The sequence below is a fragment of the Sphingobium sp. BHU LFT2 genome, assembly GCF_018604485.1.
GTDB lineage: Bacteria > Pseudomonadota > Alphaproteobacteria > Sphingomonadales > Sphingomonadaceae > Sphingobium > Sphingobium yanoikuyae_A.
This window is the reverse complement of record NZ_JAFCGW010000010.1, coordinates 12,621-36,932: the sequence shown is the minus strand read 5'-3', so window position 1 is coordinate 36,932 and position 24,312 is coordinate 12,621. Positions and strand designations below refer to the sequence as shown.

At 66.4% G+C, this 24,312-nt stretch carries 24 protein-coding genes; 9 read left to right on the top strand and 15 right to left on the bottom strand.

Going from position 1 to position 24,312, the window contains the following annotated elements; all coding sequences use genetic code 11:
• Positions 1-74 precede the first annotated feature (74 nt).
• Positions 75-1,478: a pectate lyase family protein gene (locus JQK15_RS17500; RefSeq protein WP_214866637.1), complete on the top strand. Its 1,404-nt coding sequence runs from the start codon at positions 75-77 to the stop codon at positions 1,476-1,478.
• Positions 1,475-1,861, top strand: a complete 387-nt coding sequence (locus tag JQK15_RS17495) for a cupin domain-containing protein (RefSeq protein WP_214866636.1) — start codon at positions 1,475-1,477, stop codon at positions 1,859-1,861. The genes JQK15_RS17500 and JQK15_RS17495 overlap by 4 nt, the downstream gene beginning before the upstream one ends.
• 9 nt (positions 1,862-1,870) lie before the next feature.
• Here the strand turns inward: JQK15_RS17495 and JQK15_RS17490 are convergent, their stop codons facing one another.
• From JQK15_RS17490 to JQK15_RS17470, 5 genes are all read right to left on the bottom strand, one after another.
• Positions 1,871-2,047, bottom strand: coding sequence for a hypothetical protein (locus JQK15_RS17490; RefSeq protein ID WP_164488846.1), 177 nt, complete (start codon positions 2,045-2,047; stop codon positions 1,871-1,873).
• Between the two features lie 74 nt (positions 2,048-2,121).
• On the bottom strand, positions 2,122-3,690 hold the full coding sequence (locus JQK15_RS17485) for a carboxylesterase/lipase family protein (RefSeq protein ID WP_214866635.1): 1,569 nt from the start codon (positions 3,688-3,690) through the stop codon (positions 2,122-2,124).
• Positions 3,691-3,778: 88 nt separating this feature from the next.
• The gene (gene kduD / locus JQK15_RS17480) at positions 3,779-4,534 is read right to left on the bottom strand and encodes a 2-dehydro-3-deoxy-D-gluconate 5-dehydrogenase KduD (protein WP_214866634.1); all 756 of its coding nucleotides are present in this window, start codon (positions 4,532-4,534) and stop codon (positions 3,779-3,781) included.
• A gap of 49 nt (positions 4,535-4,583) precedes the next feature.
• Complete coding sequence (kduI, locus tag JQK15_RS17475) at positions 4,584-5,423, bottom strand: 5-dehydro-4-deoxy-D-glucuronate isomerase (RefSeq protein ID WP_214866633.1); 840 nt, start codon at positions 5,421-5,423, stop codon at positions 4,584-4,586.
• A 73-nt stretch (positions 5,424-5,496) separates the two neighbouring features.
• Positions 5,497-6,546, bottom strand: coding sequence for a LacI family DNA-binding transcriptional regulator (locus JQK15_RS17470; protein WP_004207757.1), 1,050 nt, complete (start codon positions 6,544-6,546; stop codon positions 5,497-5,499).
• A gap of 120 nt (positions 6,547-6,666) precedes the next feature.
• Between JQK15_RS17470 and JQK15_RS17465 the strand changes: the two genes are divergently transcribed.
• A complete protein-coding gene (locus JQK15_RS17465; protein WP_214866632.1) occupies positions 6,667-7,464 on the top strand; it encodes a 2-keto-4-pentenoate hydratase in 798 nt (265 codons plus the stop codon).
• A 31-nt stretch (positions 7,465-7,495) separates the two neighbouring features.
• Complete coding sequence (locus JQK15_RS17460) at positions 7,496-8,773, top strand: MFS transporter (protein ID WP_004207760.1); 1,278 nt, start codon at positions 7,496-7,498, stop codon at positions 8,771-8,773.
• Between the two features lie 66 nt (positions 8,774-8,839).
• On the opposite strand, the gene JQK15_RS17455 is transcribed toward JQK15_RS17460, so the two are convergent.
• Positions 8,840-9,706, bottom strand: a complete 867-nt coding sequence (locus tag JQK15_RS17455) for an SDR family NAD(P)-dependent oxidoreductase (RefSeq protein WP_214866631.1) — start codon at positions 9,704-9,706, stop codon at positions 8,840-8,842.
• Between the two features lie 282 nt (positions 9,707-9,988).
• Between JQK15_RS17455 and JQK15_RS17450 the strand changes: the two genes are divergently transcribed.
• Entirely contained in the window at positions 9,989-10,765 is a 777-nt protein-coding gene (locus JQK15_RS17450) for a sulfite exporter TauE/SafE family protein (RefSeq protein ID WP_010338010.1), read from the top strand.
• Positions 10,766-10,775: 10 nt separating this feature from the next.
• Here JQK15_RS17450 and JQK15_RS17445 read toward each other — a convergent pair whose 3' ends face one another.
• Together JQK15_RS17445 and JQK15_RS17440 are read right to left on the bottom strand one after the other, a co-directional pair.
• Positions 10,776-11,564 carry a LytTR family DNA-binding domain-containing protein gene (locus tag JQK15_RS17445; RefSeq protein WP_214866717.1) on the bottom strand — a complete coding sequence of 263 codons (789 nt, stop codon included), beginning with the start codon at positions 11,562-11,564 and terminating at the stop codon, positions 10,776-10,778.
• 340 nt (positions 11,565-11,904) lie between these two features.
• The gene (locus JQK15_RS17440) at positions 11,905-13,482 is read right to left on the bottom strand and encodes a glycosyl hydrolase family 79 N-terminal domain-containing protein (protein ID WP_353047218.1); all 1,578 of its coding nucleotides are present in this window, start codon (positions 13,480-13,482) and stop codon (positions 11,905-11,907) included.
• A 282-nt stretch (positions 13,483-13,764) separates the two neighbouring features.
• Between JQK15_RS17440 and JQK15_RS17435 the strand changes: the two genes are divergently transcribed.
• A complete protein-coding gene (locus JQK15_RS17435) occupies positions 13,765-13,902 on the top strand; it encodes a hypothetical protein (RefSeq protein WP_004207766.1) in 138 nt (45 codons plus the stop codon).
• A 45-nt stretch (positions 13,903-13,947) separates the two neighbouring features.
• Here the strand turns inward: JQK15_RS17435 and JQK15_RS26935 are convergent, their stop codons facing one another.
• The 5 genes from JQK15_RS26935 to JQK15_RS17415 form a co-directional block, all read right to left on the bottom strand.
• Entirely contained in the window at positions 13,948-14,109 is a 162-nt protein-coding gene (locus JQK15_RS26935) for a carboxymuconolactone decarboxylase family protein (protein ID WP_251007838.1), read from the bottom strand.
• Positions 14,110-14,152: 43 nt separating this feature from the next.
• On the bottom strand, positions 14,153-14,629 hold the full coding sequence (locus JQK15_RS17430; protein ID WP_251007837.1) for a carboxymuconolactone decarboxylase family protein: 477 nt from the start codon (positions 14,627-14,629) through the stop codon (positions 14,153-14,155).
• Between the two features lie 83 nt (positions 14,630-14,712).
• Positions 14,713-14,814, bottom strand: a complete 102-nt coding sequence (cydX, locus tag JQK15_RS17425) for a cytochrome bd-I oxidase subunit CydX (RefSeq protein ID WP_004207768.1) — start codon at positions 14,812-14,814, stop codon at positions 14,713-14,715.
• An 11-nt stretch (positions 14,815-14,825) separates the two neighbouring features.
• Positions 14,826-15,971, bottom strand: coding sequence for a cytochrome d ubiquinol oxidase subunit II (cydB, locus tag JQK15_RS17420; protein WP_214866630.1), 1,146 nt, complete (start codon positions 15,969-15,971; stop codon positions 14,826-14,828).
• A gap of 24 nt (positions 15,972-15,995) precedes the next feature.
• Complete coding sequence (locus JQK15_RS17415; RefSeq protein ID WP_251007836.1) at positions 15,996-17,576, bottom strand: cytochrome ubiquinol oxidase subunit I; 1,581 nt, start codon at positions 17,574-17,576, stop codon at positions 15,996-15,998.
• A 143-nt stretch (positions 17,577-17,719) separates the two neighbouring features.
• Here JQK15_RS17415 and JQK15_RS17410 point away from each other — a divergent pair, with 143 nt between their 5' ends.
• The 3 genes from JQK15_RS17410 to JQK15_RS17400 all read left to right on the top strand — a co-directional run bounded on the left by JQK15_RS17410 (position 17,720) and on the right by JQK15_RS17400 (position 21,876).
• Positions 17,720-19,234 carry an ATP-binding cassette domain-containing protein gene (locus JQK15_RS17410; protein WP_214866629.1) on the top strand — a complete coding sequence of 505 codons (1,515 nt, stop codon included), beginning with the start codon at positions 17,720-17,722 and terminating at the stop codon, positions 19,232-19,234.
• A complete protein-coding gene (locus JQK15_RS17405) occupies positions 19,231-20,856 on the top strand; it encodes an ATP-binding cassette domain-containing protein (RefSeq protein ID WP_214866628.1) in 1,626 nt (541 codons plus the stop codon). Before JQK15_RS17410 ends, JQK15_RS17405 begins: the two co-directional genes overlap by 4 nt.
• Positions 20,857-21,054: 198 nt before the next feature.
• Positions 21,055-21,876 carry a universal stress protein gene (locus JQK15_RS17400; RefSeq protein ID WP_010338002.1) on the top strand — a complete coding sequence of 274 codons (822 nt, stop codon included), beginning with the start codon at positions 21,055-21,057 and terminating at the stop codon, positions 21,874-21,876.
• On the opposite strand, the gene JQK15_RS17395 is transcribed toward JQK15_RS17400, so the two are convergent.
• Entirely contained in the window at positions 21,873-23,609 is a 1,737-nt protein-coding gene (locus JQK15_RS17395; protein WP_214866627.1) for an acyl-CoA dehydrogenase family protein, read from the bottom strand. The genes JQK15_RS17400 and JQK15_RS17395 overlap by 4 nt on opposite strands.
• Positions 23,610-23,712: 103 nt before the next feature.
• Positions 23,713-24,306: a TetR/AcrR family transcriptional regulator gene (locus tag JQK15_RS17390; protein WP_136186832.1), complete on the bottom strand. Its 594-nt coding sequence runs from the start codon at positions 24,304-24,306 to the stop codon at positions 23,713-23,715.
• Positions 24,307-24,312 lie beyond the last annotated feature (6 nt).

Sequence of the window (24,312 nt, the reverse complement as noted above, 5' to 3'; positions counted from 1 at the left end):
CGACACCGGTGTCAAATTGCTTGCATCATCGCCGTCACGGTGCAAGTCTGGCCAGGAGAGGAGCTTTCGGAAGCATGAAAATAACCGCCACACTGATCGCCCTGCCGCTTGCCGGCCTTGCCCTGATCCCCCTGCCCGCAACCCTATCCGCCGCACCGGCCAGGACCAGCGCATCCAGCGCAAAGACCGCGTTTCCCGGCGCCGTCGGCTGGGCATCGGCAACGCTCGGCGGCCGGGGCGGCCGCATCATCCGCGTGACCACGCTGGCGGCCGATGGCCCCGGCAGCCTGAAGGCGGCACTGGAAGCAAAGGGCCCGCGCATCGTCGTGTTCGAGGTGGGCGGCGTCATCGACATGGCGCGCCAGACCATCACCATCCGCGAACCCTATCTGACCATTGCGGGCCAGACCGCCCCCTCCCCCGGCATCACCCTGATCCGGTCGGGCATCGACATCGCCACCCATGACGTCATCATGCGCCATATCCGCGTGCGCACCGGAGTGGACGACCAGCCGCTGCTGAGCGGATGGGAGGCGGATGCCATGTCGGTGGTCGGCGGCCATGACATCATCGTCGACCATTGCAGCTTCACCTGGGCGATCGACGAGAATATGTCGGCGTCCGGCCCGCGCTTCAATGGCAAGACGCCCGACGAATGGCGCGCCAACACGGCGCATAACATCACCTTTTCCTATAATCTGGCGGCCGAGGGCCTGGCCAATGCCAGCCATCCCAAGGGCGAGCACAGCAAGGGCACGTTGATCCACGACAATGCGACCAACATCCTGATTTATCGCAACGTCTACGCCCACAATGTCGAGCGCAACCCCCTGCTGAAAGGCGGCGTCCATGCCGCCGTGGTCAACAACATCATCTATGATCCGGGCGAGCGCGGCGTGCATTATAATCTGATGGCGCTGGAATGGGGCGAACATCCCTATCAGAATGGCAAGCTGGCGGCGGTCGGCAATGTCATGCGCGGCGGCGTATCGACGGCGACCGGCCTGCCCTTCCTGACCTTGGGCGGCGACGGCGACCTGGAATATTATGGCAAGGACAATCTGGCCGTCGACAAGTTCGGCAAGCCATTGCCGATGTTCGGCCGCTATGGCGAGACCAAGGCCAGGCTGATCGAGACGCAGACACCGCCGACCTGGTGGCAGGGGCTGGACGTACTGCCGGTGCGCGATGTCGAGACCCATGTGCTGTGGCGCGCGGGCGCCCGTCCGTGGGACCGGGATGCCGATGATCTGCGCGTGCTGTTCTTCGTCGCCGAAGGGCGCGGCGAGATCATCGACAATGAGAAGCAGGTGGGCGGCTATCCCAAGTTCGCGCCGACTCGCGCGCCCTTTGTCGAGGGCGACTGGAATCTCGACACGATGGAGCCGAAATCGGGCCGCTATCCCGGCCAGAAGGACGAGACGACCGAGCATCTGTCGGACCGCGACAAGATGATGCGACAGGAGCCAAAGCCATGAGCCTGATGCTGTTGCTGGCGGCCGCCGCCGCGCCGCCGATGGTGGTCGTCGACGAGCGCGAGGTGATGCGCGACGAGCCGCCGCCGCATGGCGAGATCGGCATGTCGACCGCCTATCGCATCAGCGACGCCGTGCCGCAGCCGCGCAGCATGGAATTCCGCAAGCGCGTACTGCATGTCGGCGCGGCGATCGGCGTCCATCCGATCGCCCATGACGAGGTCTATTATGTCCTGTCGGGCGAAGGCGTGGTGACGTCCGACGGCGTGGAAAAGCCGCTGACGCCGGGCATGGCCGCCTATCTCTACAAGGATGCCCAGGTCGGCATCCGGCAGGTCGGCAAGGAACCGCTGGCGCTGATCATCAGCTATCCGGTGGTTCACTGACCAGGCAAGTCACCAGGCGCGCGGCACATTGCCGATGCGCTTGGCGACATCCGCCTCGATCGCGTTGAGTTCGGCCTGGCTGAGCACGCCCGACAGCATCAGCCGGCGCATCAGCTCATCGACCAGAGCGGCGAGAAAATGCAGCTCGCCGCGTTCCGAGACATAATCGACATCCTGGGTATCCATGCGGTTCCTCCAACTGCATGGGCGGACTCAACGCGCCCATCCCCTTTTGGTTGCGGCCCGGCAACGAACGGCGTTCAACTACCCGGCTGGATATAGGGGACGCGGGCGAAGAGTTCCCGCTCCCAGCCGCGCGGATCGCTTTCCACATGGCTGTCGACATCGACGATCATCGTCTGCCGCCCGTCCAGCCGATATTGCGGCCAGGGCGCCAGCCCTGCGCCGTTCGGATCTCCATGCCGGGCGAAGGCGAGGAAACGCTGCATCAGCGCGCGCGAGGCGGCCTGGGCACCTGCGCCCGTGCCGGTGAAGCTGCCCGGCGCATCGAGCGTGCCAAAGGCGAGTGCGATGTCCATGGTGTGCGGCGCGCCGCGATCGGGCTGGGTCGGCGAGGCGAAATCCACCTGATAGACCCAGGTCGGCGCATCGGCGCGGGCGCGCGCCTCCGCCTCCAGCACCTGCCCCGGCCAGCTGCGCCCGGCCGTGGTCGCGGCATAGAAGATGCGCTCTGCCGACCAGTCGGGATAACGCGCGCGATATTGGGCGACGATCCATTCGGGCGAGAGGTCCATGCGCAGTTCCGGCGCCATCCGGGCGGCGAGGTTGGACCATTCGAGCCCCTTGAGCCTGGGGCCATGGGGATCGATGAAGGCGCGGGTCTCGTCATGGGTGTTGCCCAGCATCATCGGGATAGCCTGCGACTGGGGCGGCGCATCGGGCCAGAAGGGATGGCGCGCAAGATGCGTCATGTCGAGCACGGGGCCCATGTAAAGGCCGCCACCCAAGATCGGGTCTTGCGCTGCCAGCCCCTCCACCAGTTGCGCCGTTGAAAGTGACAGCAAAGATGACAGGTCATCGGCCTTCACGCCCAGACGGGCGAGATAGGCCTGCGCCCGCTTCGTCGCGTTGAGCGGGCCCGACGCCGTTACCTGCTGGCCGCTCATGGTGATGGCACGGTGGAACAGGCCGGCGGCGGCGGGCATCGCCATCATCGTCGCGATCTTGGCGCCGCCGCCCGACTGGCCGAAGACCAGGATATTGCCGGGATCGCCGCCAAAGGCCGCGATATTGTCGCGCACCCATTGCAGCGCGAGGATGAGGTCGAGCTGGCCCGCATTGCCGCTGTCGGCGAAGCGCGGATCGAGCCGGGCGAGATAGAGATAGCCGAAGATGTTGAGCCGGTGGTTGACCGTCACCACCACGACATCGCCCTGCGCCGCGAGCCGGTCGCCATAGGTCAGCGGATCGACCACCGAGCCGTTGGAATAGGCGCCGCCATGGATGTAGAGCATCACCGGCCGTTTGGCGCGCGGGTCGGGACCGGGGGTCCAGATATTGAGGAACAGGCAATCCTCGCTCTCCAGCTCCTGCTTGCCCTGTTGCGGGCAGGAGGAGGCGAAGGCGCTGGCATCGGCCGTGCCGGTCCAGCCATCGGGCGCAAGCGGTGCCTGGAAGCGGCGGGGCGCGGTATCCTGACCATAGCGCAGGCCGCGAAAGACATGGAGGCCGCCCTCGCGGGTGCCGGCAACCCGGCCCTTGCGGGTGGTCACGATGCTGGCGGTGGCGGCATGGGCCGGGCGAGCGAGACTGGCGCCCAGCAGGGCCGCAGCCCCGGTCAACGCGCTCCGCCGGTCGATATCGGGCATCCGTCCTCCTGTGCTGGGTCGGGAGGCTGAGCCCTCCTCTTGGATTTTCATCCGTTCGCGTTGGAATCGCCAACGGAGGTCATTCAGTTCAGCGGGCCAGCCAGCCGCCATCGACGGCGAGGACATGACCATGGATATAATTGGCGGCCGGCGAGGCCAGGAACACGGCCGCGCCGCCGATGTCGCTGGGGTCGCCCCAGCGGCCGGCCGAGATGCGTTCCTGGATCTGGCGGTTGCGGGTCTCGTCGGCCTGCAGCGCGGCGGTGTTGTTGGTGGCGATATAGCCCGGCGCGATCGCGTTGACGTTGACGCCCCTGGCCGCCCACTCGTTCGCCAGCAGCTTGGTGAGGCCGGCGACGCCGCTCTTGGACGCGGTATAGCTCGGCACCCGGATGCCGCCCTGGAACGACAGCAGCGAGGCGATGTTGACGATCTTGCCGCTGCCCTGCGCCAGCATGTGCCGCCCGGCCGCCTGGGCGAGGAAGAAGGTGGACTTCAAATTGGTGTCGATCACCGCATCCCAATCTTCCTCGGTGAAGTCGACGCTGTCGGCGCGGCGGATGATGCCGGCATTGTTGATGAGGATGTCGAGGCCGCCCAGTTTCGCGATCGTCTCGTCGACGACGCGCTGCACCGGCTCGATGCTCGACAGGTCGGCCGAGACGATCTCCGCCTTGCGGCCGAGCGCGCGAACCTTCTCGACGGTCTCCTCCGCCGGGGTGCGGCCGACTGCCGCAATGTCGGCGCCCGCCGCCGCCAGCGACAGCGCGATCGCCTGGCCGATGCCGGTATTGGCGCCAGTGACGATGGCGACCTTGCCACCAAGATCGAAGATAGTGCTCATATCAGGACTCCCTGGCCCCTTCCGCTCGCGCGAAAGGGGCGAAAAACCGTCAGGCCAGCTGGCAGATGTCCAGCACGTTCATGTCGGTATAGTCCTGGTTCTCGCCGGCCATCGCCCAGATGAAGGCATAGGATTTGGTGCCCGATCCCATATGGATCGACCAGGGCGGCGAGATCACGGCTTCCTCATTGGCCATGACGATGTGACGCATCGCATCGCCCTCGCCCATATAGTGGAAGACGCGGTCGGCATCGCCATCCAGCTCGAAATAGAAATAGATCTCGCTGCGGCGCTCATGGATGTGCGGGGGCATGGTGTTCCACACCGAACCGGGCTTGAGCACGGTCAGGCCCATGACCAGCTGCGCGCTGTCGCAGATGCCGGGGATAACGAGCTGGAAGATGGTGCGCTCGTTCGATTCCTCCAGGCTGCCACGCTCCAGCGCATTGGCGTCGGCAATGCCGAGCTTGCGGGTGGTGAACGCCTTGTGCGCCGGGCAGGAGGCGAGATAATAGCGCGCGCCGGCGCCGGCGAACTCCACGTCCTTCGCGCCCATCGTCACATAGAGGCAATCCTTGTTGCCGAGCGTGAAGACTTCGCCGTCGACGGTCACGGTGCCTTCCACGCCCGAGACATTGACGATCGCCAGTTCGCGCCGCTCCAGGAAGGGATGGCCCGCCGCCGAAGCCGGCTCGGTCTGCGCCGGCAGCTTCACCGGCGCATCGGCCACCGCCACGCCGCCGATCACGAAACGCTCGGCATGGGTGTAGTTCAGCACGCATTCGCCGTCACGGAACAGCCCGCCGATCAGATAGCGATCCCGCAGCTCCTCGTTCGACACGCACTCCATCATGTCGGGGTGGGTCGCATAATAGGTCTTGTCGAACATGATATCCTCACCGGTTATTCGCAATTGTCCCTTGGGAAGCAAATTCGGAAACCGGTGTCAACCTTAGCGTGGATCAGCCCGATGCAGGCGCCACCGAACTGCGCCGGATCAGGGTCGAACTGAACAGCGACGGCTCGCTGACCTCTGCTTCCTCGCCTATGGCGGTGCCGATCAGCTTGAGCGCGGCGGCGCGGCCCATGGCCGCAATCGGCCAGCGCACCGTGGTCAGCGGCGGCCAGACGCGGGTAGTGAGCGGCGTATCGTCGAAGCCGATGATCGACAATTGTTCCGGCACCTCGATCCCGCGCAGCCGCGCGGCATAGAGGACGCCGGCCGCCATCTCGTCATTGCTGGCAAAGATCGCAGTCGGCGGCGAGGTCAGGTCGAACAGGTTTTCCGAAGCGGAAACCCCTGATTCAAAAGTATATTGTCCGTCCGCAACCAGGCTGCGCGGCAGGCTGATGCCGGCTTCCGCCAGCGCCATTTCAAAGCCCTCGCGCCGTTCCTTGGCGGAACGGAAGCCATGCGGCCCGGCGATCAGGCCGATCCGCCGATGCCCCTGCGCGATCAGATAGCGCACCGCATCGGCCACCGCGTCGCGGTCATTGGAGGCGACCATATGTTCCGGATCGTCGAGCAGGGCCGAACCCATGCGCACATAACGACAGCCGGCATCGTCGAACAGTTTGGAAAGACTGTCATTTTCGGAGAGCGGCGGCAGCACGACGACACCGAACAACCGCTGGCGCGTCACGAAATTATGGATGTCCTCCATCACCATCGCCGCGCCCCTGTCCACCGGGCGCACCACCAGTTCGAACTCGGTGCCGTGCAGCGCCTCCAATATCCCCTTCTGCATGCTCAGCACCATCTGGGCATTGGGATTGTCATAGATGAGGCCGATCAGGAAATTGCGCCCCAGCGCCAGCGCGCGCGCCTGCGGATTGGGGACATAGCCGGTCTGGCGGATGATTTCCTCCACCTTGCCGCGGGTTTCCTGGTTCAGCAGCGGCGATCGGTTGATGACGCGGCTGACCGTTTTCTTCGACACGCCGGCCATGCGGGCAATGTCGTTGATCGTCAGCTTGGCGGTGGCGCCCTCGTCCCTGGGTGTCTTTGTCATGGCCCTTTTATAGCGCGCTTATGGCCCGCAACCAGCGCAATATGCGTCACTCGGCAAATCTATTGACACCGGTTACTCTTGCAGGCATCCCGAGAGGCAGAACCAGCCGAGAGGATCATCGTGACCGCCGCTTCCCCTGCCGCCATTGCGCGCGCCTTCGTCACCGCCCGACAGCAGGCGACGGGCTTTTCCGACTATCCCGGCCCGATCCCGCCCAGCCTGGCCGACGGCTATGCAATCCAGGCGGAGGCATTGGCGCTGGTCGATGCGCCGGTCGGCGGCTGGAAGGTCGGCCGCGTGCCCGCCCCGCTGGTCGAGCGTTTCGGCGCCGATCGCCTGGCCGGGCCGATCTTCACCCCGACCATCCATGCCCTGACCCCCGATGCCACCGGGCTGGTCTTTGCCCAGGGCTTTGGCGCGGCGGAGGCGGAATTCCTGCTGCGCATCGGCCAGGCGCCCGACCCTACCCAGACCAGCTTTACCCTGGAGGAAGCCGCCGCGCTGGTCGACGCCGTGCATATCGGCCTGGAAATCGCCAGTTCGCCCTTCACCGGCATCAACGAGCATGGCCCGGCCGTCACCGTTTCGGATTTCGGCAATAATAACGGCCTGCTGATCGGCGCGGCCGTGCCGGACTGGCAGAGCCTGGCCTTTGCCGAGATCGACATCAGCCTGAGCATCGATGGCGTCGTCGCCGGCACCGGCCGCGCGGTCAGCTTCCCCGATGGACCGATCGGCTCCGTGCGTTTCCTGCTCGAAAATCTGGCCGCGCGCGGCATAAGGCTGCAACCGGGCGCATGGATATCGACAGGCGCCGTCACCGGCGTGCATGAAGTGCGCGTCGGGCAGACGGTGGTTGCGGACTTCGGACCGCTCGGCACCGCACACTGCGTTATCCGCCCCCAAGCGGCCGCCTGACAAGGCCGCAGGGCAAGAGGAGAGGAAGAGAATGAACGAGGCCGTCGCCGGAGCAACCCAGAGGGTCGGGCGCTATCGCTGGGTGATCGTCGGGCTGTTGTTCGCCGCCACCGCGATCAACTATGTCGACCGGCAGATGATCGGCGTGCTGAAGCCCACGCTGGCGGCCGAGATGCACTGGTCGGAAACCGACTATGCCAATATCGTCTTCTGGTTCCAGGCGGCCTATGCAATCGGCTATCTGGGCTTTGGCCGGCTGGTCGACGCGATCGGCGCGCGGCTGGGCTATACCGTCGCGATCATCATCTGGACGATCGCCCATGTTGCCCATGGCGGCGTGCATAGCGTGACCCAGTTCGCCTTCGCCCGCTTTGGCCTGGGCGTCGGCGAATCCGGCAATTTCCCCGCCGGCATCAAGGCGGTGGCCGAATGGTTCCCGCAGAAGGAACGCGCCTTCGCGATCGGCCTGTTCAACGCCGGCGCCAATGTCGGCGCGATCATCACGCCGCTGCTGGTGCCATGGCTGACCATCCAATATGGCTGGCGCTTCGCCTTCATCGCGACCGGCATATTCGGCGTCGTGTGGCTCGCCGCCTGGCTGATTTTCTATCGCCGGCCGCAGGAGCATCCGCGCGTCGGCGCCGCCGAACTTGCCTATATCCAGCAGGATCCGGCCGACCCGGTCACGCCGATCGGCTGGCGCCGACTGATTGCCGTGCGCGAATGCTGGGCCTTTGCCATCGGCAAATTCTGCATCGACCCGATCTGGTGGTTCTTCCTCTTCTGGCTACCGGGCTATCTGGGCGAGCGCTACGGCCTCGACCTCATCAGCTTCGGCCCGCCGCTGGTCGCTATCTATCTGTTGTCGGACCTTGGCAGCGTGGCCGGCGGCTGGCTGTCGGGACGGCTGATGAAGGCCGGGCACAGCGTCAACGCCGCGCGCAAGCTGACCATGCTGGTCTGTGCCGCTGCGGTCACGCCGGTCTTCTTTGCCCAGTCGATCGACAATCTGTGGGTCGCCGTTCTGGTGATCGGCATCGCCACCGCCGCGCATCAGGCCTTTTCCGCCAATCTCTACACCCTGCCGTCGGACATGTTTCCGCGTGCGGCGGTCGGATCAGTGGTCGGCATCGGCGGCACGGCGGGCGCGATCGGCGGCATGTTGATGGCCAAATATGCCGGCTATATCCTCGACAGCATCGGCAGCTATGCACCGCTCTTCGCCGTCGCAGGCAGCGCCTATTTCATCGCCCTGCTGGCGATCCACCTGCTTTCGCCGCGCCTGGCGCAGGTGAAGGTGCCGGAATAAGTTCCCTGGGGGAGGGACTGCCCCGGACCGGCGATGGGGATTGCCGGTCCGGGGCGCCTTGCTTTCTCAGCGGCCATGCGCCGCGATCAGCTTTTCGCTTTCCTGCCAGAAGCGATCGACGATCGCTGCATCCTCGACCAGCGTGTTGGGCGTGCGCGGTGCGCGGCGATACCAATAGCCGCCATTGCTGGCCGCCCCTTCGGGGGCAGTCGCCAGCCAGACCAGCGTGTCCGCTCCGTCCGCCTCGCTCGCCTTGTCCAGCCCGCGCGAGCGCTCCTGCGTGTCAGCCGGCGCATGGGAAAAGAAGTTCGAGTCGACCGCGCCGGGATGGACCGCATGGGCGACGATCCCCTCCCCCGCCAGCCGATCGGCCAGCGCGCGGGCGAACAGCACATTGGCGAGCTTGCCGGTGCAATAGGCCATGCCGGGGCTGAACCGTTCCAGATTCTGCATGTCGTCCAGATTGATCGCCGGGATCATCTCGCTGGCGTCTGAGGCGGTGTTGAGGATGCGCACGGCGCCCGCCGGCTGATCCTGCGTCGCCTTGCGCAACAGCGGCAGCAGGCGCTGCGTCAGCAGGAACGGCCCCAGATGATTACCGGCGAAATTCGCCTCCAGCCCCTCGTCCGTCATCACCAACTTATCGGTCATGCCGCCGGCATTGTTGAACAGCAGGTCGACCCGGTCGGTCAGCGCAGCGATATCCTGCGCCAGTTGGGCGGCTCCGCCCAGCAGCGACAGGTCGGCGCGCAACATGGTGACCGATGCGCCGGCCGCCTCCGCCGCTATCTCGGCCTTCGCAGCCGCCAGCCGTTCGGGATCGCGGCCGGTGCCGATCACCCGCCAGCCCTGCCGTGCCATCGCCTTCGCAATCGCCTTGCCGATGCCCGAACTCGCGCCCGTCACCACCGCCACCCGTGCCCGTTCCATCATATCCTGCTCCTGTCGATTATGGCGGCACGCTAGGCGCTCAGACGCAGGCCAGACAGCCGCGGGAGCGATATGTGGCGCGCGCCGTCCATAGCAAAGCTATCACCCCCCTCAAGCAAGGGGCGGGTTTCACCCCGCCATGGCGTCCGCTATGTCCCACCGCGAAACATAAGGGGGACGCAGGGATATGGATCGAGTGCAGGGACTTGCATGGGCGGCGCAAACGCCCTTAGGTGACGCCATGATGGGTCGCACCGCCTGTCGTCATGCACTGCAGGAGCGGCCGTGACGATCAATCCGCTCTATTCCCTGACGGGCTTCATCGTCGGCACGCTGGTCGGGCTGACCGGCGTTGGCGGCGGATCGCTGATGACGCCGATTTTGGTGCTGCTGTTCAATTTCCACCCGGCTGCGGCCGTCGGCACCGACCTGCTCTATGCCTGCGTCACCAAGAGCGTGGGCAGCCTGGTCCATGGCTGGAAGCGGTCGGTCGACTGGGCGATCGTCGGCTGGCTGGCGCTGGGGTCTATGCCGGCCGCGATCGGCGCGCTGATGGCGCTGCGGGCGATGGGGCCGCCGTCGGCCGCCGTGGTCGATCCGATCAAGGTGACGCTGGGGGTGATGCTGTTCCTCACCGGCCTGGTGCTGCTGTTTCGCGATCGGATCACGGCCTGGTCGCGCACCCATGGCCAGGATCGCAGCCCCGCCACCACCCGCAACCTCACCATATTGCTGGGCGTGGTCGTGGGCGTGGCGGTGACCATCACCTCGGTCGGGGCCGGCGCGATCGGCGCGACGGCGCTGCTGATCCTCTATCCGCGCACGCCGCTCGCCCGGATCGTCGGCAGCGACGTCGCTCATGCCGTGCCGCTGACGCTGGTGGCGGGCATCGGCCATTGGTGGCTGGGCACGGTCGACATGTCGCTGCTGGCATCACTGCTGATCGGGTCGATCCCCGGCATCATCGTCGGCAGCCTGCTCGCCTCGCATGTGCGCGAAGCGGTGCTGCGCACGATCCTGGCGACGATCCTGATCATCGTCGCGCTGAACCTGATCCTCTGACCCGCGCGCGTCAGTCCGGCAGGAAACCGGACTGGCGCAGGCGATCAAGGGAATCACGCGCGACCGGCGCGGACAGACCGTTGGTCAGCCGGATTTCCCGGCCCTTGCCCACGCTTGCGCCGTCGGCAAGCGCCGCTTTGGCGACCCACCAGCTGCGATGGGTCTGCGCGCCGGGCACATCGTCCATTTCGGCAATGGCATCGCGCAGCCGCATCAGGATCAGTTCGCTGCCATGCGGCCCATGGACGCGGACATAATGATCGTCGCTCTCCAGCGCGACTATGGGACCGGCGAAGGCGGGGCTCAGCCGGCGATGGAGGCGAACATCCGCCTCTTTCGCTGGTGCGTCCATAGGCACGCCCCTTTCCAGCGCCGACGCGAAGACCGTGGTCGGCCCCATATGCTCATCATAATAGCGCAGCAGATGCGCGTCCGCCCGTTCCGCCCACCAGGCGATGGTCATCACCAGCAGGCAACAGAGCAAGGTGAAGGGCAACAGGCCGGCATAACCGCCCAGCAGTCGCACCTCGTCCCGCCCGACCAGCCGCCAGATCAGCGCCATCGGAAAGCTGGAGGCGACCATGCCCCAGAAGACCAGAGACCCGCGCGGTAGGCGGGTCGCCCGCGCGATCGCCCGCCAGGCGATCAGCGTCGGCCGCGCGAGTATATAGGCGCCCATCAGCATGATCCACCATCGCCCGGCGCGCAGCAGGAAGTCGCCCGACAAATAGGTGCCAAAGGGGCCAAGAAAGCCGACCACCGCCGCGACCGGCAGCATCGCCCAGAGTTCGAGCAGCACACGGCGGAGACGTTTCACGCAATCCCCCTCTCCATTCGCGAAACGCGAACCGCGAATGGCCCGGTTTTCCGCGCTTTTTCTTCTGTTCTCCCTGCGTGACGAAAAGCCGCTTGCCCGTCAATCGTGGGCTGCCATCGCTCCCTCTCATACCGGCGGGCCGATGAATGGATCATCCGCCCCGACCGGCCAAGGAGACCGACCATGACCGATTTTCTGAGCATCAAGGGCGCGATCGCCATCATGTGCTGCGCCATCATCGCCCATATGGGCGCCTTTGCCCTGGCCCTGGCCTGATGCGCCGGACAGCCCCTTCCCGGCCTGCCCGGCGCCGTATCAGGCGTCAGGGACAGGCCGGGTTACGGGCATCGGGATAGGCGAGATAGCTGATGCTCGCCGCTGGTAGCGACTGCATGCCTCGCGCGGCGACGCCCTTGAGATTGGGCAAGACGCCATCCTGCCCCACCGCCAGCGTCCGGCCGTTGAGCTTCACGCTGCCCGCGTCCAGATTGTCGGCGGTCAGGGTGTAGCGGGTCGCCTTGCCGGCGAGCGACAGGCTGGCGGGATTGGCGGTATCGAGATTGATCGCGACCAGCGCGACGCCGCCCGGTGTCCCACGCAGACACTGGCTGTAGAGATGCAGCTTGCCCGCGTTCTGCCCCGCATCCAGCACGACATTGCCCATCAGCCGCGCCCATAGGACCGCCGCCCAATAGCTCGGCCGCGGCATCATCGTCGCCTCATCGATCAGCGCATAGTCGCTGGCCGCCAGCGTATTGTGGAAGACCACGGTCACGCCCTGCTTCGCCTGCCGCCCCAACTGGTCGACATAACGGAAACTGTCGCGCCAGGTCGCTGCCCAGGCGTCGCCGCCGCAGGCCGCCTGCGCCGTTTCCGTGATCCAGATATCGGTGCCGGGCGCGAAACGCTGCTGCCGTTCCTTGTAATAGGTCGCCGTGCTGTCGGCCCGCGCCAGCCAGTCCTCGTCCAGTGCCCGGTCCGGGCTGATCCCCGCGCTCTTGTCCATCGCGGCGCAGCGTTTCGAGACGGTGCCGTAGAAATGATAGGAGAAGATATCGACCCTGGGCCGAGGCTCGGCGCTCATCAGTGCGTCGGTCGGCACCACGCCGATATTGCGGGGCATGATGACGAATCCGGCCTCGCCCGTGCTGCCCGGCCCGACGAGCTTCATCTGCGGTGCATCGGCATCGCGGAAGGCGCGGAAGACGGCCATGTCGCGGGCGAAGGCGGCCGCGTCATAGCCCTTGGGCAGGCCGACCATAGACCCCGCATTGGGTTCGTTGATGAGTTCGGCGGCGTAGATATGGCCGCCCAGCTTCTCGGTATAGGCGTTGAGCCGGCGCGCCTGATCGGAATCCCACACGCCCGACGCGTCGCGCGCGCCATCGCTCACGGGGAAGGACACGACCAGCTTGCCGCCGACGGTCTTCACGAAGTCGACGACGCCGGCCCATTGGGCACGGGTCAGCACGCTCTGATAGCCCTTGGGCGGGGTGGCGGGCGGCGGCGTATCGCTGTCATGGAAATAGACGGCATTGGCCCAGCCGCCACTCACGCGCACATAGGTCGGCCCGAGCGCGCGGGCGAGATTGCGCAGCCGCGTGTCGCCGGTCAGGTCGATCGGCTCGCGCTTGCGGAACATGACGGCGGCGATGTCGACGCCGCCGCTGCCGCCGGCCGTCGGCTGGGGCCGCGCCTCGCCCGGCTTGGGATATGGGGCCCAGAAGCGGCCGCCGACCACCTCCACCATCTCGACATTATAGGCCTGATACTGGTCATCGACCTTTGCGACCTGAGCAAAGCGGCCGGGGTCGACGGAAGGCGTGGCAGCGCCCAGCATCACACCCGTCATTGCCAGCAGGGACAGGCTTCCCAGCATCAACATGCGGCCCTTCGTCACGGCATCCTCCCTCGATTTTGCGGGAGGCTAACCCGGCGCCGGCAGTCCCACAAGTTGGCATGACCAATTTGGACAAACCAATCACAGCGGCGATGCACCTAAACCATGCGAATTTTGCGATTTTCCTTAGGAACAAAAGGGGCACTTGTGAATTTGCATTTCAAGGCCGCAATAATATCCAATCCGACAAAATATCCCGAAAATAGACGATCCCCGTACTATTCCCGAGGTTCGTTCAGCGTGATTTTGGATAGAATGAAAAGGAACAGGGAGTATCCAGCCATGAAGCCAATTCGTAGCGCTAGCAGCCCCCAAGCCCGCGTCGCCTTCACGCCGACCAGCAAGAAGGCCGGCCAGTGGGTCCAGACCCCGCACGGCTTCGTCAGGGTGGACAGTCCCGCCCCGAAACATGCCGAGTGAACGGATCGGCTGAACCGGCCAACTGAACCGATCTGACGGCCGGGCTTATCGGGCGGACAGCCCCTTGTTGCCGCCGTGCAGGCGCAGCTTGAGGCTGTTCTGATAATAGGCCACGGCCTGATATTGGCCGATCAGGACCGTCAGTTCGATCAGTTGCGCCTCGTCCAGACGCGCAGCCAGCACGGCCCAGGTTGCGTCGGCGATCATGGCGTCGCCATGCAGTTCCTCGACGGCGCGCAGGATCGCCCGGTCATGGTCGTTCCGAACCGGTCACGATCCGCTCCACCTCGTCCCGACCGATGCCGGCATGGCGCGCGATCATCACATGCTCGCCCCATTCATAGGGCGCCTGACAGAGCCAGGCGACGCGCAGGATCGCCATTTCCCGATCGCGCGCAGAAAGCTTGCCCTGCGTCAGCAGCGTAACGCCAACATCGGTCTGGCGGGCGAACAGCGCGGGATGGCGCATCATGGTGCGAATGATTTCGGGCAGACGCGCCAACACAACGGACATGTCGCCCTGCCCCTGCGCCTGGGCTTCGGTTACGTCGGTCAGCAGGTCCGCCTCGCGCGCGTCGATGCTCTGGTTGATGGCGATCATCTGCCGGATCAGCGGGTCGAGATCGGCGCTATATTCGTCGATGCTCAGCGCTTCGATGCGGGGCGCATCGCCCAATATCTGGGCATGGCGGCGCGCGATGCGGGCGGTTGCAGCCTCTTCGTCCATGCCCTTCCCCTGCGTTCTTCTGGCCGCGATGGGGTGGCGCGACGCCCCGGCTGTGTCAAACCGCCGGGGCGCTATCTGTCAGCTCAATATTCGCCGGGTTCCGAATGAAACTCGTGCCAGACGCCATTGAGGATGCCGAAGCCGACAGCCAGGCCGACGCCCAATATCCAGGCAAAATACCACATAGGTCGGATCCTTAGTAAAAGTCGGGGTTGAGGCGGATTTCCCGCTCGGTCACCCGGCCGAACATCACCTTGTAGGCCCAGGCCGTGTAGGCCAGCACGATCGGCAGGAAGATGACGGTGCAGATCAGCATGGTGAACAAGGTGCCGTGGCTGGACGAGGCATTCCATGCGGTCAGGCTGGAACCCGGATCGATCGAGCTGGGCAGGATGAAGGGGAACATCGACAGGCCGACGGTGCTGATGATACCGACATTGGCGATCGACGAGCCGGTGAAGACCAGCGTGTCGCGCCGGCCACGAATGCCCAGCAATGCCAGCACTGGTCCAACAAAGCCCAGGATCGGCGCCAGCAGCATCCAGGGATGCGCCGCATAATTGTCGAGCCAGGCGCCCGCCGCCGCGACCGCGCCACCCAGATGCGGGTTGGACGGGCCATTGGGATCGATCACGCCATCGACGCGATAGCCCATGCCGCTCCAGGCGACGAACAGCCCGCCGATGGCGAACAGAATGATCGACAGGATCGCTGCGCCCTGACCATAAAGGCGCACGCGCTGCAGCACCGGCCCCTGCGTCTTGAGGCTGAGCCAGCCAGCGCCATGCAGCACCAGCATCGCGACCGACAGCAGGCCGGTCAGCAGGGTGAAGGGCGTGAAGAGGCCCAGCAGCGATCCTTCATAGAACATGCGCAGGTCGCCATCGAGACGGAAGGGCGCGCCGACCAGCACATTGCCGACCGCGACGCCGAAGACGAGCGCGGGCACCAGGCCGCCGACGAACAGCGCCCAGTCCCAGCCGGCCCGCCAGCGGGCGTCCGGCTTCTTCGAGCGATATTTGAAGCCGACGGGCCGCAGGATCAGCGCCGACAGCACCAGGAACATGGCGAGATAGAAGCCGGAAAAGCTGACGGCATAGACGAAGGGCCAGGCGGCAAAGATGGCGCCGCCGCCCAGGATGAACCAGACCTGGTTCCCTTCCCAGGTGGCGCCAACGCTGTTGATGATCATGCGCCGTTCCTCGTCGGTCCGGCCGGCAAAGGGCAGCAAGGCCGCCGACCCCAGGTCAAAGCCGTCGGTAAGGGCGAAGCCGATCAGCAGCACGCCCAGCAGCAGCCACCAGATGACGCGCAGCGTTTCATAATCGAGCGGAATGGTCATTGTCCTAACTCCGGTTGGCAGGCGTCATTCGGCGGGCACGGCGCGGAAATCGGGCGCCGGCTCGGCTGGGCTGTCAGGCCGCCAGGGGACATAGCGTTCCGGCCCCTTGGCGATGGTGGCGAGCATCAGCTTCACCTCGATCACCGCCAGGATACCGTAGAGCAGGGTGAAGCCGATGATGGTGGTCCACAATTGCGGCACCGTCAGGCTGGAGGCGGCGAGGAAGGTCGGCAGCACGCCGTCCACCGCCCAGGGCTGGCGCCCGATTTCCGCCACCGCCCAGCCGACCTCGATCGCGATCCAGGGCATCGGCATCATGAACAGGGCCAGTTTCAGGAACCAGCGCGCATCGAACCGCCGCATCGACGAGAAGGCAAAGCCGGTCGCGAAGAAGGCGATGAAGGCAAAGCCCAGCCCCGCCATGATGCGGAACATCCAGAAGATCGCCGGCACATTGGGCACGGTACTCCAGGCCGCCTTCTCGATCGTCGCGGCATCGGCTTGGCGCGGATCGGCGATGAAGCGCTTCAAGAGCAGGGCATAGCCCAGATCCGCCTTGTTGCGCTCGAACGCTTCCCGCGCGACCAGGTCGTTGCGATCGACCTTCAGTGTCTCGACCGCATCATAGGCGATGATGCCGGCGGCAATCCGCACCTTGGCGGTGTCGACCAGCTGGTTGATGCCGGTGACTTCGCCGGTCAGGCTGCGGGTGGAGATGAGGCCCAGCACATAAGGCACCTTGATCTCATGCGTGGTCTCCCGCCCGCTGTTGGACGGCAGGCCGAACAGGGTCAGGCCGGCCGGTGCAGGCTCGGTCTGCCACATGCCCTCGATCGCGGCGAGCTTCATCTTCTGGTTCTCGGTCAGCGCATAACCGCTCTCGTCACCCAGCACGACGACCGACAGCGACGCGGCAAGGCCGAAGGCGGCGGCGACGGTGAAGGAGCGCTTGGCAATGGCGATATGCTTGCCCTTGAGCAGATAAAAGGCCGACACGCCCAGCACGAAGACGCTGGCGCAGACATAGCCGGCGCTGACGGTGTGGACGAACTTCGCCTGGGCGACCGGATTGAAGATCACCGCCATGAAGTCGGTCACTTCCATCCGCATCGTCTGCGGGTTGAAGGTCGCGCCGGTGGGATGCTGCATCCAGCCATTGGCGACCAATATCCACAGCGCCGACAGGTTCGACCCCAGCGCCACCATGAAGGTGGTGAGCAGATGGCCGCGCTTCGACAGGCGATCCCAGCCGAAGAACATGAGGCCGACGAAGGTCGCCTCCAGGAAGAAGGCCATCAGGCCCTCGATCGCCAGCGGCGCGCCGAAAATGTCGCCGACATAGTGCGAATAATAGGCCCAGTTGGTGCCGAATTCGAACTCCATGGTGAGGCCGGTGGCCACGCCAAGGACGAAGTTGATCCCGAACAGCTTGCCCCAGAAGCGGGTGATATCCCGCCAGATCGGGCGGTCCGTCATGACATAGACGCTTTCCATGATGACGAGCATGAAGGAAAGGCCCAGCGTCAGGGGCACGAACAGGAAATGGTATAAAGCTGTGAGAGCGAATTGCAGCCTGGATAATTCAACGACGGCCATGCTTATCATCGCGACCCCCTTTCTTCCCTGAACCAAGTTGGCTGGCGAAATATGGACGTGACGGCGCTACATCATTGAGACAGATCAAATTATATTCTGCCGCCAAACCTAAATGAACGGGACGCAAGGTCTAGCTAGGGAAAACCGCAGGCATGGGTTGGGTCATCGACATCATCGGCGCCGCTCTTTTCGCGGCGGGACTGGCGCAGGGTGTCAGTGCGCTGGCCGATGGCGTCGCGATCGGCTGGCTGCCGCCGCTGTTGCTATTGGCGGGCGGGCTGGTGCGTGCGGCCGGGCTGATGCTGGCCCATGTCCAGGCGATCCGGTCCGCCCAGCGCATCGTCGCCGCGCGGCGATCGACGCTGCTGCCCCGGCTGCTGGGCGGACGGCTGGCCCGGCCGCTGCTGGCGGGCGAGAATGCCACGCTGGCGATCGACCATCTCGCCGCGATCGAGGCGCATGGCGCCCGCTTCCTGTCGATCCGCAAGGCGGCGGTGCTGGGGCCGCTGCTGGTGGCGGCGATCGTCGCGACCGCAAGCTGGGTTTGCGCCGCGATCATGCTGGCAACCTTGCTCCCCTTCGCCTTCGGCATGGTGTTGGCCGGCACGGCGGCGCGGGCGGCGGCGGAGCGGCAACTGGCGGCCTTGGCCGAATTGTCGGGCCTGTTCGTCGACCGGCTGCGCGCGCTGCCGCTGATCCGTCATCATGGCGCGCAGGCGCGGATCAGCCGACAGGTGGCGGGCGCCGCGCAGGAAGTGGCGACCCGCACCGGCGCGGTGCTGCGCGTCGCCTTCCTGTCGGGCGCCGTGCTGGAATTTTTCGCGGCGCTCTCGGTGGCGCTGGTCGCGGTCTATTGCGGTTTTGCGCTGCTGGGGCTGCTGCCCTTCCCCGCCCCCGAAACACTGGACCTGCGCGCCGCGCTGTTCACGCTGGCGCTGGCGCCGGAATTCTATCTGCCGATGCGCCGGCTGGCCGCGGCCTATCATGACAAGCAGATGGGCGAAGCGGCGGACAAGGCAATCGCTGCCGCCCTGCCGGAAGCGGAGCCCGCGCCGCATCCGGCCAGCGCGCCGTTCGATGGCCTTCATCTCAAGGATTTGCGGATCGGCATCGGTTCGGGGATCGGCCCGGTCAGCCTGACGCTCAAGCCGCATGACCTGATCGCCCTCACCGGCCCGACCGGCAGCGGCAAGACCAGCATGCTCGCCGCGATCGCCGGACAGATTGATCCGGCCTCGGGCGAACTGACTCCGGTCGATCCCGCGCGCATCGCCTGGGCGGCCCAGCGGCCGCTGCTGCTGCCCGGCAGCCTGGCCGACAATATCGCCCTCGCCCGCCCCGATGCCGACCGAGCGGAGATCGCGCAGGTTGCCGCGCGTGTCGGTCTAACGCCGATGCTGGCTGCGCGGCCCGAAGGGCTGGACCTTGCCATCGATCATCAGGGGGCGGGCCTGTCGGGCGGCGAACGGCGGCGCATCGGCCTTGCCCGCGCCATCCTGTCCGAACGGCCCGTTCTGCTCTGCGACGAACCCACCGCCGATCTGGATGCGGAGAGCGCCGCCGACATCATCGCCCTGCTGGTCGCCTTGTCGGCCGAGCGCGCGATCCTGGTCGCCACCCACGATCATCGCCTGACCGCCGCCGCGCGGATGGAGGTGATGCTGTGAACCCGATCCGGATCGCGCTCGACAAGGCGGCAGGCTCCGCCACGCTGCTGCGCCGCGCGACGCTGTGCGCCGTCATTGCGGCGCTGGCCGGCATCGCGTTGCTGGCGCTGGCCGGCTGGTTCCTGACCGCCGCCGCCATGGCCGGCGCGGCCGGCACCCTCGCCGTGCAGGCGTTCAACTATCTGGTGCCCAGCGCCGCGATCCGGCTGCTCGCCATATTGCGCACCGTCTCGCGCTATGGCGAACGGCTCTGGTCGCATCGCGCCGCGCTCGAAGCCATGGGCGGCCTGCGCGCCAGCCTGTTCGCGCGTCTCGCCGCGCAGGACAGCCGCACCGCCCTGCCCTTGTCCAGCGGCGACGCCGCCGCGCGGCTGACCGGCGACATTGACGCGCTGGAGGATATGGTCGTGCGCCGGCCGAGCCGGACCGCCGGATTGATGGCGGCGATGGCGGGCGTGATGCTGGCGGCGAGCGGCGGCTGGCTGTCGGCCCTGCTGCTGGCGGTCATGCTCGCCGCCCTGCCGCTCTTGCTGCGCATCCTTGCCCGCCGCCTGACCGAAGGCCCCGCGCAGCAGGCCGCTGATGCGCTCGGCGCAATGCGCGCGCGCTATGTCGAACTGGCGAGCGCCCGCGCGGAAATCGCGGCCTATGGACTGGGGGATCGCGTGATGGCCGAACTGGCACCGCTCACGCGCCGGCTCGACCGGGCCCGCGCCCGCCTGTTCATCGGCGAAGGCGTGCAGGCCGCCCTGCTCGCGGCCTATAGCGCGCTGGCGGTCATGCTGGTGTTGCTCGGCGCCGATGCCCCCGCGCCGCAGGTCGCGCTCGCCTTGCTGGCCAGCGCCGGCGCGGTGGAGGCGATGGCCGGGCTGTCGCGCACCGCCTTCCGCCAGGCCAGCGTCGATGCCGGCCTCGCCCGGCTGGCCGCGCTCGATGCACTGCCGCTGGACGATGCGCCTGCGCCATCCGCCGCGACGCCCCAAGCCATTCGATTGGGCGACATCGAATTGCGCCCCGGTGCGCGCTTCGCCGTCACTGGCCGCTCCGGTTCGGGCAAGAGCCTGCTTGCGGAGGGTCTGGCCGGGCTGCGTCCGGTTACGGCCGATGTCGCGCTTGGCGGCCATCCGCTGGCAGCCTGCTCCGGGGCGGCGCTGCGCGACCAGTTCGCCCTCTCGCCCCAGGACGCGCCGATGCTGGCCGGCAGCATCGCCGACAATCTGCGCCTCGCCCGACCCGGCATTGATGCGGCCGATATGGTCGATGCGCTGCATGTCGCCTGTCTCGACCAGCGCATCGCCAGCCTGCCCGGCGGGATCGACTATCGGCTGGGTGAAGCCGGCGGCACCTTGTCAGGCGGCGAACGCAAGCGGCTGTCGCTGGCACGCGCGCTGCTGACCGGTCGTCCCTGGCTGTTGCTGGACGAGCCGACCGAGGGGCTGGACGCCGCGACCGAGGCGCTTCTGATCAGCCGGCTGCGCATCTGGCTCGACCGGACCGGCACTGGCCTTATCCTGATTTCGCACCGCCCCGCGCCACTCACGCTGACCGACCGACAGGTGCCGGTGTCTGCAATCGCCCCCCTGCCGGGCCAGGGTCTACCCGGAGTGGCAAGCGCGGCGTGAGGATGATAGGCTTTGTCTTGCAAGCGCTTAGAGCCTGTTTGAAAAATCGCGAAAGGGCGATTTTTCGGTACGGTTCCAGCCCGCCCCCCCGCCCAACCACCCGACAGGATGACACTGGATCGGGTGGTTGGGCGGGGGTGAGGGCTGGAACCGGCTTTCTCAAACGGGCGCTTAGCTACCACCTGACCAGACAGGGAGATGTTCGTGCCGCCAACCATCCTCATCGCCACCGATCTGACCGCCCGCAGCGACCGGGCCTTTGACCGGGCCGTCGAACTGGCGACCGACCTGGGCGGCACGCTGCTCGTCGCCCATGCGTTGGACAAGGGCGATGCCGCCCATGTCGCTCGCGCCTCCGATCGTGCCAAACGGGTCATCGCGAAGCTGACCGAGGGCATCGCCGCGCCGATCGAACCGGTGCTGATCCAGGGCCGTGCGCCCGAAACCATCGCGGAACTGGGCAAGGAGCGGGGCAGCGCGGTGATCGTCGTCGGCCCGGCCCGTCACAATCATGTCAGCGACTTCATCCTGGGCACGGCGGTCGACTATCTGGTCCGGCGTTCGCCCGTGCCGGTGCTGGTGGTCAAGGAACGGCCGCGCCACCCCTATCGGCGCATCCTGATCGCGACCGACTTTTCCGACTGTTCGCTCCATGCCGTGCAGATGACCGCGATGCTGTTTCCCAAGGCGCGGCTCGATCTGGTCCATGTCTATGATGGCGGCTTCCCCTCCCGCCTCGATCCCGACCAGACCTTGGCCTTCGCCCGGTCGGAAGCGGAACGGGAAAGCGCCGAATTTGCCGCTCGTCCGGAACTGGCCGGCCAAGCCCGCCCCTTCCAGGTCGAACTGATCGAGGGTCGCGCCGGCGAGGTGCTGCCGACCCTGATCGCACAACGCGATATCGACCTGCTGGTGCTGGGCGCCCATGGTCGCAGCGGCTTCGTCCATGCGCTGATCGGCAGCCGCGCCTCCGAATTGCTCGAAGGCGCGCCCTGCGACGTGTTGATGGTGCGCGATTAGAAGGCGTCGATCTCCAACGCCATGATCGACGCTTCACCGGCGGCGATCGTGGCGGCGAGGCCCTGCGCCTGCGGCAAAACGCGCAGCGCGAAATAGTCGGCCAGCTTCAGCTTCGCCTGATGCAGCGGGCTGTTGCCCTGCGCGGCCGCCTGCGCCATGCGGGTCCACATCCAGCCCATCGACACCAGCGCGAACAGGCGCAGATAATCGACTGCCGCCGCGCCGGCTGCATCCGTGTCCGCGCCCTGCAGGGCCGCCGTCGCCGTGCGCAGCGCCTCAAGCGCCGTGCAGGTGCTTCGTGCGATCACGCTCCCACCGGCCGCTTCCACATCGGCCGCGATCAGGGCAAAATAGCCTTCGACCACCGCGCCGCCCGCCATAGGCAGCTTGCGCCCGACAAGGTCCGCCGCCTGCACGCCATTGGTGCCTTCATAGATCTGGGCGATGCGCGCATCGCGCACATATTGTTCCATGCCCCATTCGCGGATGTAACCATGGCCGCCAAAGACCTGCTGCGCCTGCACCGCGCTTTCGAAGCCGAAATCGGTGAAGGACGCCTTCACCACCGGCGTCAGCAGCGCCACCAGCGCGTCGGACCTGGCCCGTTCGCCGGCATCGCCATGGTGCTGCGAGCGGTCATGCTGCAGCGCCGTCCAGCCCGCCAGCGCGCGCCCGGCCTCCACGAAACTGCGGATATTGAGCAGCATCCGGCGAACATCGGCATGTTCGATGATGGCCACCGGCGCGCGCGCATTGTCCGCGCTGCGGCCCTGCAGCCGTTCCTTGGCATAGCCCGCCGCCTGCTGATAGGCAGCGCCAGCGATGCCCAGTCCCTGGATGCCGACCATCAGCCGCTCGGCATTCATCATCGTGAACATGGCGGCCAGGCCGCGATGCGCTTCGCCCACCAGCCAGCCGGTCGCGCCGTCATAATTCATGACGCAGGTCGGCTGGGCATGAATGCCCATCTTCTTTTCCAGCGCGCCGACCGACATGCCGTTGCGCTGGTCGAAGGCACCGTCCGCGCCGGGCAGGAATTTGGGCACCAGGAACAGGCTGATCCCCTTCACCCCGGCCGGTGCGTCGGGCAGGCGCGCGAGCACCAGATGGACGATATTACCGCCAAAATCATGGTCGCCCGACGAGATGAATATCTTCGTGCCGGTCACCGCATAGCGGCCATCGCCCTGCGGCTCGGCCTTGGTCTTCAGCAGGGCAAGGTCGGTGCCGGCGCTGCTTTCGGTCAGCGCCATCGCGCCGGTCCATTCGCCGCTCACCATGCGCGACAAATAGGTCGCCTTCAGTTCCTCGCTGGCATGGGCGGCGATCGCCTCGCACGCGCCACGAGTCAGGCCGGGGAACAGGCCAAAGGACAGGTTCGCGGCCGACAGCATCTCGTCCAGCCACAGCTGCAGGATGAAGGGCAGCCCCTGCCCGCCATGGTCTGGATCGGCCGACAGCGCCGCCCAGCCGGCATCAGCAAAGTCGCGATAGGCCTGGGCAAAGCCAGGCGGCGTCCGCACCGCGCCATCGATCAACTGGCTGCCATGCTCGTCGCCTTCGCGGTTGAGCGGCGCCAGGCGCTCGGCGCACATGCGCCCAGCCTCGTCCAGCACGGTCACGGCCAGGTCGGCGTCGACATCCTTGTTCAGCTCCGCCATCGCCTGGTCGAAGCCCAGCACCTCGCTCAGCAGGAAGCGATAATCGTCGATCGGCGGAACATAGCTGTACATCGAACCTCTCCAAACTTGCTGCGGACCAGCTATACCAAACATCTGTTACAGTCAAACGCACACGGCATCCTTGTCGCTGGGACGCGCGCCGCTGGTGCCCTGACTATAACCGATCGTGGCGAAAAATGGCGACGATCTGCGCGGCGATCTGCGCCCGCGTCAGCCGGCCATCGCGATACCAGTCGGCCGCCGAATTGAGCTGGCTGAGCAGCAACGTGCGATAGAGCGAACGGTCGATGTCGGCCGGCAGCGGCAGCGCCGCCACCAGGTCCCGAAACAATTGCTCGAACCGGTCGCGGCGCGCGACAAGCTGGTCGCGCACGCCATCCGGCACGGCGCGAAAATCATTCATCATCGGCATGGTCAGCGAATCCGCCGCCAATTGGATATCCAGCAGGCTGGCGCAGGCCGCCTCCAGCCGTGCCCAGGGATCGGCCTGCGTCGCCACCGCCGCCGCGATCCGCGCCTCGGCCGCATCCAGCGCGCCATTATGCAGTTCGACGAACAGCGCGTCCTTCGACTTGATATGGTGGTAGAGCGATCCGCCCAGCACCCCGGCCTGCTCGCCAATGTCGCGCATCGACGTGCCGCGATAGCCCTTGCGCGCAAAAAGCTGCGCGGCGATTTCCAATATCTGGCGGCGGCGGCCCGATCCTTCGTCGCGCCCGCCCGCCGATGCGGCATCCCCGATCGTCATGTCAGC

What these genes read in the sequence shown, in the direction of transcription:
- JQK15_RS17500 (WP_214866637.1), top strand. Translation starts at nt 75, where the DNA reads ATGAAAATAACCGCCACACTGATCGCCCTGCCGCTTGCCGGCCTTGCC.
- JQK15_RS17495 (WP_214866636.1), top strand. Translation starts at nt 1,475, where the DNA reads ATGAGCCTGATGCTGTTGCTGGCGGCCGCCGCCGCGCCGCCGATGGTG.
- JQK15_RS17490 (WP_164488846.1), bottom strand. Translation starts at nt 2,047, where the DNA reads ATGGATACCCAGGATGTCGATTATGTCTCGGAACGCGGCGAGCTGCAT.
- JQK15_RS17485 (WP_214866635.1), bottom strand. Translation starts at nt 3,690, where the DNA reads ATGCCCGATATCGACCGGCGGAGCGCGTTGACCGGGGCTGCGGCCCTG.
- kduD (WP_214866634.1), bottom strand. Translation starts at nt 4,534, where the DNA reads ATGAGCACTATCTTCGATCTTGGTGGCAAGGTCGCCATCGTCACTGGC.
- kduI (WP_214866633.1), bottom strand. Translation starts at nt 5,423, where the DNA reads ATGTTCGACAAGACCTATTATGCGACCCACCCCGACATGATGGAGTGC.
- JQK15_RS17470 (WP_004207757.1), bottom strand. Translation starts at nt 6,546, where the DNA reads ATGACAAAGACACCCAGGGACGAGGGCGCCACCGCCAAGCTGACGATC.
- JQK15_RS17460 (WP_004207760.1), top strand. Translation starts at nt 7,496, where the DNA reads ATGAACGAGGCCGTCGCCGGAGCAACCCAGAGGGTCGGGCGCTATCGC.
- JQK15_RS17455 (WP_214866631.1), bottom strand. Translation starts at nt 9,706, where the DNA reads ATGATGGAACGGGCACGGGTGGCGGTGGTGACGGGCGCGAGTTCGGGC.
- JQK15_RS17435 (WP_004207766.1), top strand. Translation starts at nt 13,765, where the DNA reads ATGAAGCCAATTCGTAGCGCTAGCAGCCCCCAAGCCCGCGTCGCCTTC.
- JQK15_RS26935 (WP_251007838.1), bottom strand. Translation starts at nt 14,109, where the DNA reads ATGATCGCCGACGCAACCTGGGCCGTGCTGGCTGCGCGTCTGGACGAG.
- JQK15_RS17430 (WP_251007837.1), bottom strand. Translation starts at nt 14,629, where the DNA reads ATGGACGAAGAGGCTGCAACCGCCCGCATCGCGCGCCGCCATGCCCAG.
- cydX (WP_004207768.1), bottom strand. Translation starts at nt 14,814, where the DNA reads ATGTGGTATTTTGCCTGGATATTGGGCGTCGGCCTGGCTGTCGGCTTC.
- cydB (WP_214866630.1), bottom strand. Translation starts at nt 15,971, where the DNA reads ATGACCATTCCGCTCGATTATGAAACGCTGCGCGTCATCTGGTGGCTG.
- JQK15_RS17415 (WP_251007836.1), bottom strand. Translation starts at nt 17,576, where the DNA reads ATGATAAGCATGGCCGTCGTTGAATTATCCAGGCTGCAATTCGCTCTC.
- JQK15_RS17410 (WP_214866629.1), top strand. Translation starts at nt 17,720, where the DNA reads ATGGGTTGGGTCATCGACATCATCGGCGCCGCTCTTTTCGCGGCGGGA.
- JQK15_RS17400 (WP_010338002.1), top strand. Translation starts at nt 21,055, where the DNA reads ATGTTCGTGCCGCCAACCATCCTCATCGCCACCGATCTGACCGCCCGC.
- JQK15_RS17395 (WP_214866627.1), bottom strand. Translation starts at nt 23,609, where the DNA reads ATGTACAGCTATGTTCCGCCGATCGACGATTATCGCTTCCTGCTGAGC.
- JQK15_RS17390 (WP_136186832.1), bottom strand. Translation starts at nt 24,306, where the DNA reads ATGACGATCGGGGATGCCGCATCGGCGGGCGGGCGCGACGAAGGATCG.